Source organism: Pseudomonas sp. HY13-MNA-CIBAN-0226, from assembly GCF_040310305.1.
GTDB lineage: Bacteria > Pseudomonadota > Gammaproteobacteria > Pseudomonadales > Pseudomonadaceae > Aquipseudomonas > Aquipseudomonas gregormendelii.
In genome coordinates this window covers 1-260 of record NZ_JBEOPS010000373.1, presented here as the reverse complement: position 1 = coordinate 260, position 260 = coordinate 1, and the positions used below count along the sequence as shown (strand labels likewise).

Sequence of the window (260 nt, the reverse complement as noted above, 5' to 3'; positions counted from 1 at the left end):
CATAGAACCTGACAACACTTGGTTCATGTCTACCATCTCATAATTCACACGGCGGTTTTTGCCGCTATATAGATGGTGCGTAGATAGAGCAGTTGGCTCAAAGAAAGCCTCACCTGGCAAATTACTAGAGATCGTATCGTGAATCAATGTATCGATCACGCCGTCATTGTTCGCGCCGATTGCGATACGCTGACGCGTGTTTGAGCGTCTGACCGTTGCTTCCATCACTTGTGAACGCGTCATAGTGATTAGCACAGGAC

The 260-nt window shown here is 47.7% G+C and carries 1 protein-coding gene; it reads right to left on the bottom strand.

The features are described from left to right. On the bottom strand, positions 1-255 hold a 255-nt coding region (locus tag AAEZ05_RS29165; RefSeq protein WP_502947811.1), incomplete at its 3' end, for a hypothetical protein. Between the last annotated feature and the right edge of the window lie 5 nt (positions 256-260).